Source organism: Nitrosopumilus oxyclinae, assembly GCF_013407165.1.
In the GTDB taxonomy this organism is placed as follows: domain Archaea; phylum Thermoproteota; class Nitrososphaeria; order Nitrososphaerales; family Nitrosopumilaceae; genus Nitrosopumilus; species Nitrosopumilus oxyclinae.
Genome location: NZ_CP026994.1, coordinates 1216863 through 1229617, shown reverse-complemented (window position 1 = coordinate 1229617; position 12755 = coordinate 1216863). Strand labels below are relative to the sequence as shown.

The window sequence follows — 12755 nt, the reverse complement described above, 5'->3', positions numbered from 1 at the left end:
TCACCCACGACATTATTAAGCTAGAAGAGAGTCTTGAATTTAAAAATGAAAAAAATAGAAATTAACAAAATTTACAATCAAAACTGTATTGAAGGAATGAAATTAATTCCTAAAAATAAAATTGATCTTGTAATTACTGATCCACCATTTGCAATAAATTTTAAGGCTAAAAAGGCAAATTATAACAGAACTTCTTCAAGGGTATTATCTGGATACAATGAAATCAAACCTGAGGATTATTATGATTTCACATTTGCATGGATGAGTGAAGTTTTTAGAATTTTGAAGGATTCTGGTAGCATGTATATTTTTTCAGGTTGGAATAATCTCAAAGATATCTTATGTGCACTAGATGATGTTGGATTTACAACAGTAAATCATGTGGTTTGGAAATATCAGTTTGGAGTAGTTACTAAAAGAAAATTTGTTACTTCTCATTATCATTGTCTTTATGTCTGCAAAGATGATAAGAAACGAAAATTTTTCCCATTTTCTAGGTTCAAAAAAGATGAAAAAACAAAAGATGGTAGAAGTCTTCATTATAGAGACAAGGAAGATGTCTGGGACATCAAAAGAGAATATTGGACCGGTGATGAAAAAACTCCGACTAAACTGCCTTCTGAAATTATTGAAAAACTATTGGAATATTCAAGTGAAAAAAATGACTTGGTATTTGATCCATTTCTTGGTTCTGGTCAAGTTGCAGTAGTTAGCAAATCTCTGAAAAGAAAATTTCTTGGTTTTGAAATAGTTCCAGATTATTACAAATTTGCAAAAAAACGACTAGACACTAATACCTATAGAATTAAAAAATCAAAATAGATTATTCCTTTTTTTCAGACTCATCTGTTCTTTTTTGACCAATTTTTGATGCAATACTTTCTCTAATCTCATCATCTGTTTTACCTTCTGTTTTCACGCCAGCTGATTTTGCAATCATCTCTAACTTTTCTCGTTCTGTTTCAACAGGTCCTGAAATTTTGGGAACTTCATCTGTGATATCTTTCATTTGCTCTTGGATTTCATTTTTGGCTTTGTTGTATTCATTAACTGCTTTTCCCATCTTTCTAGCAGCTCCTGGTAATTTCCCAGTTCCTAAAATCAAAACCAATGCTACGAAAATAATTATCATCCATTCACTTCCACCTATATTTAGTGAATAATCAAACATGTTTTGATATTTTTTAAATTGAAATTAAACGTAATGTTCAAAATTTATGCCTAAATTACCAATTTCATCATTGAATATCACTAATGAGAATTCACGTATTGATTTAAAGAAATTCAGAACTGATAATTTTTATGAAAAAAATAGAAGCAATCGTTCAACCAGCAGTAAAAGATGCAGTAATTGCTGCAATCAAAAAAGTTGGTGTTGGCGGTGTAACTACTCATCAAGTACAAGGCCAAGGAGCACAAGATCCTCCACTAGTTGGACAATATTTCAGTAAAGATATGATCATTTGTGTTGTAGATGATCCCAAACTAGATGATGTACTAAATGCAATTACAAATGTTGCATGTACGGGAACTAAAGGAGATGGCAAAGTCTTTGTCACAAATATTGATGATGCACTAGATCTCTGTACTAAAAAACGTGGAACTATGGATATCTAATTTGATATTCTTTGCGGTTCTAATTTCTTTCTAGCATTTATTGCAAATAATGTAACTCCTATTCCTATGATGCAAAATACGACATATGGTGTCTCATTTCCAAATGATTGTGTAATGGGGCCTCCAATAGTTGGACCTATGGCCCAACCCATGCCAAAAACTGTTTCATATGCTCCGATAATTTTTCCTGAAATCTGTTTTCGAGTTTTACTCAAAATAATCTCCAATGTTAACGGGAAGAATATGCTAAATCCAAATCCCATTAGAACTAGGGCTATTCCAAAAGTGAATATTGAATCAGCAACAACTGATATGGCTAATCCTGCTGATACTGCAATAGTTCCTGCAATCAAAGTTTGACTGGTTCTTCTTGCAAACTTTCCTGCCAATGCAAGAGATACAACACGTGAAATCCCAAAAACAAAATACAATAGTAAAATATCTGATGCAGACATTCCATTATCATTGAGAAATGCTGGATAAATTGTTAGAATTATCCCAAATGATGAAGTGCAGAAAATCAATAATACTATAACTTCAGGAAATCTCTTCATTTCTTTAATTGATGAAAATGAGAATTTTCCGTGATGTTTTTTTACATTTTTTCTTGAGGCTAAAAGTGACGTAATTATCGCAGCAGCGAGAATGAATGCTGCAATTTGGAATAATACTCTGTATGTGATATCCATGCCTTCAAGTAATATTGTGCCAAGTAATGGGCCTACCATGAACCCCATTACAAAAAACATTGTAAACCATGAGATGTTTTTCACCCTGTTTTTTTCAGAACTTTCATTTGAAATGATTGCTTCACAAGGTGGCCAGAAAAATGCATGAGCTATTCCTGTCATAATTCTAAATCCCATAATTTCTGGAACTGACTGTGCAATGGATAGAAGATAAACTGATGCAGAATTAATTGCTGCACCTATAGATAACAAGTATCCATTGTTTATTCTATCAAGTAAAATTCCTACAAAAAGTGGAATGAACATGTAAGGAATAAAATTCGTTAATCCAATCAGGCCAAGTTCTGAATATGTTGCACCAATGACATTTTTTGCAAATACTGGAAGAATTGGACCGTGTAATCCATATGAAATCCCAATGATTAATCCCGTGATGTTGACTAGTATCAGAATTCTATTCATTTGTATGCGGCAACCATTATTGCCCCACCCATAAGATCTTTCTCAAATTCTACTCTTGAAAATTTTTCCAGAATTAATCCTTCTAGTTTTTTGTTTTGTGGCCATCTTTTGTATGTACCATAAAGTGTTCCAAACTTTAATCCCAGTCTTCCCCCTGCAGCAAATGCAAGAATTGGTAGAATACATCTTAGATAAAATGAAACGCCTGCTCTGAAAAATGCTTCATCTGGTTTTCCCAAATCAACAATTACAAATCTACCATCTTTTTTCAACACTCTGTGAATTTCAGAAATTGCAATTCTCAAATTAATTGCGTCCCTTAATGAATATCCACATAACACTGCATCAAATTCTTCATCTTTGAATGGAATGTGCTCAAAAACACCATTTGCCATGTCTGGAGATTCTTCAAAAAACGTACTTGTGTTTTTTAGCATTGGCACAAGTGGATCATACAGTGTAATTGAAATTTTTCCATCAGTTAGATTCATTGCTGTTTTTGACATGTTTCCAAAACCTGAACCTGCATCTAGAATTTTGTTTCCTGGAAATACTCTGTTTGAGATTCCTCTAATACGATGCTCTTTATCTTTGCCTAATGAAATGATTGAATTGACTTTGTCATAAATTGGAATAATTTCTCGAAGTACTTCCATTACTTCTCCCCAATAACTTCCTAAACCCATAATCTATCGTCTCAGTATACTAGTTTGAATAGGTTTCAAATCAAAGAGTTTACTCTGGAGCAAACTTTGATGCGTTTTGAGAATAATTTTGTAGATCAGAGTCTGAAACTTTCTCAAATATTTTAGATTCAGTTGTAATTTTTGCCATCTTTATGTTGTTGACTCCGTCTTTTGCTTCTGCTTTTAGATTAATTGCTGCGATAGCTAATGATGCTGCATCTTCTAAACTCAAATCTTCTTTGTAATGTTTTTCCAAAAATGCATTTACGTCATCAGACCCTGCTCCAATTGCAACTGCTGAAAATTGGACATATGTTCCGCTAGGATCTGTTACATAGATTGATTCACCTTTTTGATCAATTCCTGCAATAATCATAGAAACACCATTTGGACGTACTCCTCCATATTGTGTGAATTGATGAGCTTGATCTGCTAAATGTTTTGCAACTGTTGCAACTTCGACAGATTCATCATATGTCATTCTATTTCCCTGTGAGAAAAATCGTGCTCCATCAACTTGGACTCTTGCATCTGGAATGTATCCTGCTGCTGCAACTCCTATGTGATAATCAACTTGAAATATTTTTTGAGTAACATTACTAGTTTGTAAAGTTCGAGGTTTCTCTTCAACTGCCATAATGACACCTTGTTTACTGCTGACACCAATAGCTAAAGTTCCTCTTTTTACTGTCTCAATGGCATATTCGACTTGGTATATCCTACCGTCAGGAGAATACATTGTAGGGGTCATATCGTATCCACGTGATGCCATCATATCATCACGAGTTCATTCTGAGTCAATTTAAGGGTAATTGTCTTGCCTGAATATGGAGTAGATCTGGAAATAGGGTTTTAAGCAAAAATGACTAATTGAATTCAAGAACCATGGTCAACCAACTCCTAGAATTCAAAGAAATTATTAGATCAAAACAAGTTTCAACCACAAGAAAAACCGATAAACAAACAAGGAAACTTTTACTTTACTTATTCACAAGCACCAGAGGTGGTTTTACGCGACTACGGATAATTATTCATCTTCTAGAGAAACCATACAATACACACCAATTGGCAAAGGAATTAGATCTTGACTACAAAGCAGTCCAACATCATATGAAAGTCTTGGAAAAAAACAATATGGTTTCAAAGATTGGAGAAAGATACGGTGCTATTTTTCATCTATCAAATTTTCTAGAAATTAACATTGGTGCACTCGATGAGGCAATTGACAAATTAGATAGAAAGATGAATCACACCAAAGTCTATCTCTGATAAATTTTTAAATTTGCGATCTAATATTTTGAACTAAACTTAATATAATATGCACCGTTTTCAAAATCATCTTGGTCAAAAATGATCCGTTTGCAAATGCAACTGGACAAGTTAATGATGCTTGTGATATTTTAGGAATTAAAGATAAAGGTATTAGAGAATATTTGGCAATGCCAAACAAAGTTTTGCGGGTTAAAATTCCAGTAAAAATGGATAATGGTAAAATTAGAATTTTTACAGGTTTTAGAAGTCAACATAACAATGACCGAGGCCCATACAAAGGTGGAATTCGTTACTTTAATCCTGAAGGTGGCGTTGAATACATGGAACGTGAAGTCATGGCACTTTCTTCTTGGATGACATGGAAATGTGCAATTGTTGATGTACCACTTGGTGGAGGTAAAGGTGGAGTTTATGTTAATCCAAAAACTGAAAAAATTAGTGAAGGTGAATTAGAACGACTCACTAGGGGATTTGCATTTAAAATTAATGAAATTATTGGTCCTGGAAAAGATATTCCTGCACCTGATGTATACACTACAGGAAAAGAAATGACGCAAATTATGGATACATTTAACAAATTAAACGGAAATATCTCTACCCCTGGTGTAATTACTGGAAAACCAATTTCGATGGGTGGTTCACTTGCAAGAAATGTTGCAACCGGATTGGGAGCAGCATATACAGTTAGAGAAGCTGCAAAGACATTGAAATTAAATTTGAAAGGTGCCAAAGTTGTTTTACAAGGATTTGGTAATGCATCAACATTTGCAGGAGAGTATCTTGAAAAAATGGGTGCAAAAATTATTGGTGTCAGTGATTCTAAAGGTTCAATCTTAATTCCTAAAGGTGCAAAAGTTAGTGCAATTCTAGCTCACAAAGCAAAGAAAGGTTCCGTCGTTGGATTCCCTGGCAGTAAAAAAGTTTCAACTGAAGAATTACTTACAACAAAATGCGATGTTCTAGTTCCAGGTGCACTAGAGAATCAAATCAATGCAAAGATTGCAAAAAATCTCAAATGTAAAATAATTGCAGAAGCTGCAAATGGTCCAACGTTACCTGAAGCAGATCCAATTATCTATCAAAAGAAAATTCTAGTAATCCCTGATATTTTGGCAAACTCTGGTGGTGTATGTATTTCATATTTGGAGTGGGTTCAAAACAATATGGGATACTATTGGACTTTTGATGAAGTTGCTAACAAAATGGAGGCAAACATTACAAAGGGATTCAAAGACGCATATGCACTCAGTAAAAAGCACAAAATCGATATGAGGAAAGCAACTATGGTTTTAGCTGTTGAAAGAGTACTAGAGGCATTTAACCAAAAAGGTATTTGGCCATAATCTTAGGCTAAATAAGATTCGTAACTTACTAGTTGTTCAATAAACATTATTTTCCCTTTTGTAATAATGCGTAATTTTCTTTTGAAAGTGAGATCTACTTTTGTCCTTCTTTGCAATAACTGAATTGTTTTCCCAGTTAATGTTCTACCTTTTTTATCTCTATCAAAGAGAATGATCAATCTTTCAAATTTTGCTACAGAATCTGTAAAATTTATCATACCTGTAAATCTATGAAATTCTAAAACTTTTCCAGTATAGCCAATCTTCCTTAATGCATTAGAATCTCGTTTCCCTTCAACTATTACAACACCATTTTCTATGGCATTTAATTGAAAAATAAATTCTTTCAATTCTAGAATTTCTTGTTCTGATACTAGCATACTCTTTGAGAGATTATAACATATTAAAACAGAGCATATTTTTACTTGCAAATAATTTATTGAGTAATATGAAAACTGAATTAGAAATTGCAGAATATAGAAAAGTAATTGAAGAAAGACTAGTAAAAACTGAATCCATGGATGCCATGAAATACTATCAAGGAGTACTCCGAAGTCTTGAGTGGGTAGTTACAGGACTAGAAGTTTAGGAAAATGTCAGATGTACTCCTTGTACAAAATACAAGAATAGAAGGCTCAGGATATCTGGGTGAACTTTTACAAAAAGATGGATTTGAAATCACATCAATAAATGCAAAACATGAAAAGATACCTGACAAAAATTTCTCTCTAGTTGTAATTTTAGGTGCACCTGAAAGTGCAAATGATGATTTAGATTATCTAAAGGCTGAGCAACTTTTAATCAAAAATTCTGTAGAAAAAAACACCCCCGTACTTGGAATTTGTTTGGGTTCACAATTAATTGCAAAGACATTTGGTGCTAAAGTGTATAGTGGACCAAAAAAAGAAATTGGATTTTACCATGATTTGGAAATTACTAACGACTCTTCATTTTTTTCTGGTTTCAAAAATCCATTTACTGTTTTTCATTGGCACGGGGATACATTTGATTTACCTCAAGGTTCAGTCCAATTAGCCTCATCAGAGCATTATTCTAATCAGGCATTTCAATACAAGAGTGCAGTTGGGTTACAATTTCATTTGGAGGTAAATGAGGAGATGGTGAATTTGTGGCTTGATAATACTGAAACACAATTACAAAAAATACCCTACATCGATCCAAAAAAAATTCGCTCAGATATTATTGAAAATATTTCAATTGTAAAATCAAATATGAATAATTTTTACAATAATTTCAAATTATCATTTGACCTTTGACCAAAGTTTAATATAGTTAATTCTAATTCCATCGATCGAATGGTAACTGCTGTGAAGAAAATTTTTGAAGAAATTATTCAAACAGATCATAAAGTTATCACTGAAGAAACATCAAAATCTATTCTCAAAACCTATGGAGTTAAAGTTCCACCTTATGCACTTGCCACTTCTGCAGATGATGCCGTAAAACAAGCAAAAAAAATTGGATTTCCTCTTGTTATGAAAGTTGTATCTCCACAAATTTTACACAAAACTGATGTTGGTGGAGTTAAAGTTGGAATTGATAATGTCAATGATGTAAAAAAGACATTCAATGACATGTATGGTCGTCTTTCTAAAAAGAAAGGTGTTGAAGTTAAAGGAATTCTTTTGGAAAAGATGGTTCCAAAAGGTGTTGAGTTAATTGTAGGTATTCAAAATGATCCGCAATTTGGTCCAATGATCATGGCTGGATTAGGTGGTGTAATGACCGAAGTCTTCAAAGATGTTGCATTTAGAATGCTACCAATTACTACATCAGATGCAAAATCTATGATAAATGAACTCAAAGGCTCTAAACTCCTCAAAGGTTTCAGAGGTAGTGCACCAGTTGATCTTAACATGGTGGCAAAAATGTTAGTTCAAATTGGAAAATTAGGCGTAGAAAATGCAGATTACATTAACAGTATAGATTTCAATCCAGTAGTTGTTTATCCAAAATCCCACTTTGTAGTTGATGCAAAAATTATTCTAAATAATAAACTAAGAAAGAATTCAATTTCAAAAGAAAAACCAGTCATTACCTCAATGGAGTCATTCTTTACTCCAAAGTCTGTTGCACTAGTTGGTGCATCTGCAACACCTGGAAAAATTGGTAATTCTGTATTAGATGCACTTGGAAAACAAGATTACAAAGGTAAAGTATATCCAATTAACCCTAAACAAAAATCAATTCTTGGAATCAAATGTTATCCATCATTAGATGCAATAACTGAAAAGGTTGATCTAGTTGTTGTTTGTATTGATCTTTCCTTATGTGGACCAATCATGAAGACTTGCGCTAAGAAAGGAATCCATAATGTTGTAATCGTTTCCGGTGGTGGTAAAGAGCTTGGTGGCGATAGAGCCGCTATGGAAGCTGAAGTGAAAGAATTATCTCTAAAACACAAAATTCGTGTAATCGGTCCTAACTGTATTGGAATGTTCAATGCTGCAAATAGACTTGATTGTGCATTTCAAGGACAAGAAAGAATGGTACGTTCAAAATTAGGTCCTGTTGCATTTTTCTCACAAAGTGGAACCATGGGAATTAGTATGTTAGAAAGTGCTGATTTGTTTGGATTATCCAAGATGATTAGCTTTGGTAATCGTTCTGATGTTGATGAAGCAGATATGATATGGTATGCTGCAAATGATCCTCAAACTAAAGTAATTGGATTGTACGTTGAAGGATTTGGTGATGGCAGAAAATTCATCAATACTGCAAAACGTGTAATGAAAGAGAAAAAGAAACCTATCGTTATTTGGAAGAGTGGTAGAACTGCTGCAGGTGCAAAACAAGCTGCATCTCATACAGGTTCACTTGGAGGCTCAAATGCAATGATTATGGGTGCATTCAAGCAAGCAGGAATTATTTCAGTTGATAGTTATCAAGAACTAGTTGGAGTCTTAAAGGCACTAGCATGGCAACCTCCTGCAAAGGGCAATCGTGTTGCTATGACAAGTAATGGTGCTGGTCCAATGATTGGCGGAATTGATCAATTGGAGAGATTAGGGCTTACAATAGGAAAATTATCTCCAAAAATTACGAAAAAGATCAAGGATCATTTCCCACCTACTGTTCCTATTCATAATGGAAATCCAGCAGATGTTGGTGGTGGTGCAACTGCCGATGACTATCGATTTGTCATTCAACAATTCTTAGATGAGCAAAATATTGATATTGCAATGCCATGGTTTGTCTTCCAAGATGATCCACTTGAAGAAACAATTGTTGGTTATCTAGCAGAACTTTCAAAGAAAAAGAAGAAACCAATTCTTGCTGGAGGTAATGGTGGTCCATATACTGAAAAAATGATAAAATTGATTGAGAAACATAATGTTCCAGTTTATCAAGATCTTAGAACTTGGGTTGCCGCAGCATCTGCATTGGCTCAATGGGGCAAAGTCCTCGGAAAATAGAGAACATTTAATTCCTATATCACTTCGCAAATTATTATGTCACTAGTTACCACATCTACTTCTGATGGCATTTGTACTGTCAAGATCAACAGACCTGACAAACTCAATGCTATGAATACTGATGTTGCAAAAGAACTAATCAAAACTTTTGAAGAACTAAACCAAAACGATAATGTCAAAGTTATCATTTTGACTGGTGAAGGAGAAAAGGCATTTTCTGCTGGTGCAGATATAGAATACATGTCTAAAATCTCTGCAGATGAATCAGTTGAATATGCAAAGACAGGTCAGCTTGTCACTGCAACTGTTGAATTAGTTAAACAACCAACTATTGCAGCAGTTAATGGTTTTGCTTTAGGGGGAGGTTGCGAACTTGCAATGTCTTGTGATATTAGAATAGCAGCGGATACTGCTAGACTAGGTCAACCAGAAGTAACAATAGGTGTACCTCCTGGATGGGGTGGTACTCAAAGATTAATGAGAATCGTGGGAATAGCAAAGGCAAAAGAACTTGTTTACACAGGTAAAATGGTCAAAGCAGAAGAGGCTAAAGAAATTGGTCTTGTAAATCAAGTAGTTCCTCTTGCATCATTACAAGAAGAAGCTTTGAAAATGGCCCAACAAATAGCTGGAAACTCTACAATGGGTGTTCAGATGTCTAAAGTTGCAATCAACAAAGGAAGAAATGCAGATCTTGATACTGGTCTTGCTCTAGAACTTCTTGCTTGGAGAAATTGCTTCACTCATCCTGACAGGGAAGAGAGAATGACTGCATTTGTTAACAAGTCAAAGAAATAGCTATTTCTAATTTCTTTCTTATTTTATTAATTTAAAAAAGCTAGAGTTTTACTAATTCTACTTTACTGTAACTATTCCTACTCTCCATGGATGAAATGAACAATAGTAGTTGTATGCCCCCGCTTCATCAAATGTATATTCGAATCTATCTCCGGTATTCAATGGTGGACTGTTAAAGATATCAATTACTTTTCCAAATTCATCTTGACTTTGGATGTTATGTGGAACAGAGTCTTCATTTGCCCAGATGACTTTGGTGTTTGTTTTAATTTCAAGATTCAGTGGCAAGTAAAATCCACTACCTGATACATCAAAATTTCCATTAGGAATTATTATTTGAGCTTCCATCCTTTTTGAAACAACATCTGTAGAGTCTAGTATAATGATGCCGCTATCAACCAAAAATTTAATGGCATTGAGAAATTCTAATTCTGAAATATCTCCTTGACCATACCATAATGCGTTATTTTTGACCTATTCTGGAACTGATTCTGCAACTGCGTCATTGACTGTAAATGAAATCAAAAGGATTGAAAATACTATAGTTAGAACAGGCATTTTCACAGATCTGCACTTCATATCCTGAAATATCTTGTAGATGATTTATCACCTGAGTACACATTGTCTTGCAGTGCACAGCCTTATTTTCATAGATTAAACTAATTCTTGCATGAAAGAACAATTTAGTCAAATATTTGCAGATCTCTGAAACTATGTAACTATTCTCTAATTTTGTAAATTACTAGTATGCCTGGGGGGAAAAGATTATTATAATTTGAATCACCTTTTGTCTTTATTATGGCAACTGAGCAAACACAAAAGATGGTCACAGTTACCGCAAAAGCAGCTGAAAAAATTCATGAATTCATGAAAGAAGAAGCAGAATCCCCTGAATACCTTAGAGTATATGTTCAAGGTGGAGGTTGTTCTGGTCTATCTTATGGAATGGGCTTTGAAAAAGCACCAGAAGAAGATGACATCGTCATGGAAGAAAATGGAGTAAAACTCCTAATTGACAGCTACAGCGTTGATCATCTACAGGGTGCAAACGTAGACTATATTGAAAGCCTAATGGGCTCAGGATTCAAAATTAACAATCCAAATGTTACAAAATCCTGTTCATGTGGTTCTTCATTTAGCACTGAATAAACAACTACATTATTTTTCATTTTTAGATTATTCTATAGCGTTTGCTGTATCGATAAATTTTTGAAAAATTTTATATTTTTCAGACTATTTTTTGCGATACCCTCATATATCGCAGGTAGAGACTCAAAATATGATAATAAAGGAGATGAATAGTTTATGCCTCAATCAGGAATTGTCAAATATCACGTTAAACTTTCCTATGAAGTCGATGGACTCGTTGAAAGAGCAGATATAATCGGAGCCATCTTTGGCCAAACAGAAGGACTGTTAGGCCCAGAGATGAATTTGAATGAACTGCAACGAGTTTCCAAAGTCGGCCGCATTGAAGTTAATGCAAAACCTACCTCTAACACCACTAATGGTGATGCATTAATCCCAATGAGTACAGACATTGATACTTGTGCATTAATTGCTGCTGGAATTGAAAGCATTGACAAAGTAGGTCCGTTTGATTGTAAATTCAAATTAGAAGCTATTGATGATGTACGAGCTGCAAAGAAAGATGATATTGTAAGACGCGCAAAAGAGATCAAGCAAAAATGGGCAACTAAAACTGTTAGTGAAGGTGAAACTATGTTAAATGATGTTCACCAAGGTGATACTGGAAAATTATCAACATATGGACCATCAAAATTAACATGTAGTTCAGGTGTTTTCGATTCTAATTGGGTAATTCTAGTTGAAGGAAGAGCTGATGTAATCAATCTTCTAAGAGCAGGCTATGATAATGCACTTGCAATTGAAGGTGCAAAAATAGATGAATCAATCAAAGAACTATGTGGCAAGAAAGATACTGTTGTTGCATTTTTAGATGGTGATAGATCAGGTGGATTTATTCTTAAAGAACTCAAATCTGTTGTTACTTTAGATTATGAACTTCAAGCAGACACTGGTGTTGAAGTTGAAGAACTAACTCCATCGAGAATTGATGAGATTTTAAGTCCAATTGCTACTGAGATTAAAGATGGAAAGCCTGCACCAGAGATAAAAAATGAAGATGATAAACCTGTTGCAGAGATGGCTGCCAAAGTGTTTCCAAATCTAAATGAAACACTTGAAGCAGTAGCATTAGATGCTGATCAAAATGAAATTTTCAAAGTTCCAATCAGTGAAGTTGTAAGCAAACTATCCTCACAATCTGGAATCAAATATCTTCTACTGGATGGAATTATCACTCAGAGACTTTTAGAAGGTGCCAAAAATGCTGGTGTTGAATGTGTAATTGGACACAGAGTTGCAAAATTATCAAACTCTGATGGAATGACACTCAAAACATTCGGTGACTTGGGCATATCTTAGAAT

General features: G+C 34.2%; 16 protein-coding genes. 10 read left to right on the top strand and 6 right to left on the bottom strand.

Annotation, left to right across the window (positions count from 1 at the left end):
• Nucleotides 1–45: 45 nt before the first annotated feature.
• Nucleotides 46–822 (top strand): DNA-methyltransferase, encoded by a 777-nt coding sequence (locus C5F49_RS07345; RefSeq protein WP_179362347.1) that lies wholly within the window; start codon nt 46–48, stop codon nt 820–822.
• A 1-nt stretch (nt 823) separates the two neighbouring features.
• On the opposite strand, the gene C5F49_RS07340 is transcribed toward C5F49_RS07345, so the two are convergent.
• Nucleotides 824–1171, bottom strand: a complete 348-nt coding sequence (locus tag C5F49_RS07340) for a Sec-independent protein translocase subunit TatA/TatB (protein ID WP_179362346.1) — start codon at nt 1169–1171, stop codon at nt 824–826.
• Between the two features lie 131 nt (nt 1172–1302).
• On the opposite strand from C5F49_RS07340, the gene C5F49_RS07335 reads away from it, so the two are divergent.
• Complete coding sequence (locus C5F49_RS07335; RefSeq protein ID WP_179362345.1) at nt 1303–1617, top strand: P-II family nitrogen regulator; 315 nt, start codon at nt 1303–1305, stop codon at nt 1615–1617.
• Here the strand turns inward: C5F49_RS07335 and C5F49_RS07330 are convergent.
• From C5F49_RS07330 to C5F49_RS07320, 3 genes are all read right to left on the bottom strand, one after another.
• On the bottom strand, nt 1614–2768 hold the full coding sequence (locus C5F49_RS07330; RefSeq protein ID WP_179362344.1) for an MFS transporter: 1155 nt from the start codon (nt 2766–2768) through the stop codon (nt 1614–1616). The genes C5F49_RS07335 and C5F49_RS07330 overlap by 4 nt on opposite strands.
• Nucleotides 2765–3424 (bottom strand): class I SAM-dependent methyltransferase, encoded by a 660-nt coding sequence (locus C5F49_RS07325; protein ID WP_246275313.1) that lies wholly within the window; start codon nt 3422–3424, stop codon nt 2765–2767. Before C5F49_RS07325 ends, C5F49_RS07330 begins: the two co-directional genes overlap by 4 nt.
• A gap of 79 nt (nt 3425–3503) precedes the next feature.
• Nucleotides 3504–4229, bottom strand: coding sequence for an archaeal proteasome endopeptidase complex subunit alpha (locus C5F49_RS07320; protein ID WP_179362342.1), 726 nt, complete (start codon nt 4227–4229; stop codon nt 3504–3506).
• A gap of 110 nt (nt 4230–4339) precedes the next feature.
• Here C5F49_RS07320 and C5F49_RS07315 point away from each other — a divergent pair, with 110 nt between their 5' ends.
• Nucleotides 4340–4723: an ArsR/SmtB family transcription factor gene (locus tag C5F49_RS07315; protein ID WP_179362341.1), complete on the top strand. Its 384-nt coding sequence runs from the start codon at nt 4340–4342 to the stop codon at nt 4721–4723.
• A 71-nt stretch (nt 4724–4794) separates the two neighbouring features.
• Nucleotides 4795–6069, top strand: a complete 1275-nt coding sequence (locus C5F49_RS07310; protein WP_179362340.1) for a Glu/Leu/Phe/Val family dehydrogenase — start codon at nt 4795–4797, stop codon at nt 6067–6069.
• A gap of 2 nt (nt 6070–6071) precedes the next feature.
• On the opposite strand, the gene C5F49_RS07305 is transcribed toward C5F49_RS07310, so the two are convergent.
• Complete coding sequence (locus C5F49_RS07305) at nt 6072–6449, bottom strand: toprim domain-containing protein (protein ID WP_179362339.1); 378 nt, start codon at nt 6447–6449, stop codon at nt 6072–6074.
• A gap of 68 nt (nt 6450–6517) precedes the next feature.
• Between C5F49_RS07305 and C5F49_RS07300 the strand changes: the two genes are divergently transcribed.
• From C5F49_RS07300 to C5F49_RS07285, 4 genes are read left to right on the top strand one after another with little or no spacing between them, the layout of a single operon-like run.
• Nucleotides 6518–6658, top strand: a complete 141-nt coding sequence (locus C5F49_RS07300; protein ID WP_179362338.1) for a hypothetical protein — start codon at nt 6518–6520, stop codon at nt 6656–6658.
• A gap of 4 nt (nt 6659–6662) precedes the next feature.
• Nucleotides 6663–7346 carry a type 1 glutamine amidotransferase gene (locus C5F49_RS07295; RefSeq protein ID WP_179362337.1) on the top strand — a complete coding sequence of 228 codons (684 nt, stop codon included), beginning with the start codon at nt 6663–6665 and terminating at the stop codon, nt 7344–7346.
• Nucleotides 7347–7385: 39 nt separating this feature from the next.
• On the top strand, nt 7386–9506 hold the full coding sequence (locus C5F49_RS07290) for a 3-hydroxypropionate--CoA ligase (protein WP_179362336.1): 2121 nt from the start codon (nt 7386–7388) through the stop codon (nt 9504–9506).
• Nucleotides 9507–9542: 36 nt separating this feature from the next.
• Nucleotides 9543–10304 carry an enoyl-CoA hydratase/isomerase family protein gene (locus C5F49_RS07285; protein WP_179362335.1) on the top strand — a complete coding sequence of 254 codons (762 nt, stop codon included), beginning with the start codon at nt 9543–9545 and terminating at the stop codon, nt 10302–10304.
• Between the two features lie 57 nt (nt 10305–10361).
• Here C5F49_RS07285 and C5F49_RS07280 read toward each other — a convergent pair whose 3' ends face one another.
• Nucleotides 10362–10706, bottom strand: coding sequence for a cupredoxin domain-containing protein (locus C5F49_RS07280; protein WP_246275312.1), 345 nt, complete (start codon nt 10704–10706; stop codon nt 10362–10364).
• Nucleotides 10707–11102: 396 nt separating this feature from the next.
• On the opposite strand from C5F49_RS07280, the gene erpA reads away from it, so the two are divergent.
• Together erpA and dnaG are read left to right on the top strand one after the other, a co-directional pair.
• On the top strand, nt 11103–11453 hold the full coding sequence (gene erpA, locus C5F49_RS07275) for an iron-sulfur cluster insertion protein ErpA (protein WP_179362334.1): 351 nt from the start codon (nt 11103–11105) through the stop codon (nt 11451–11453).
• Nucleotides 11454–11609: 156 nt separating this feature from the next.
• Nucleotides 11610–12752: a DNA primase DnaG gene (dnaG, locus tag C5F49_RS07270; protein ID WP_179362333.1), complete on the top strand. Its 1143-nt coding sequence runs from the start codon at nt 11610–11612 to the stop codon at nt 12750–12752.
• The last annotated feature ends 3 nt before the right edge of the window (nt 12753–12755 follow it).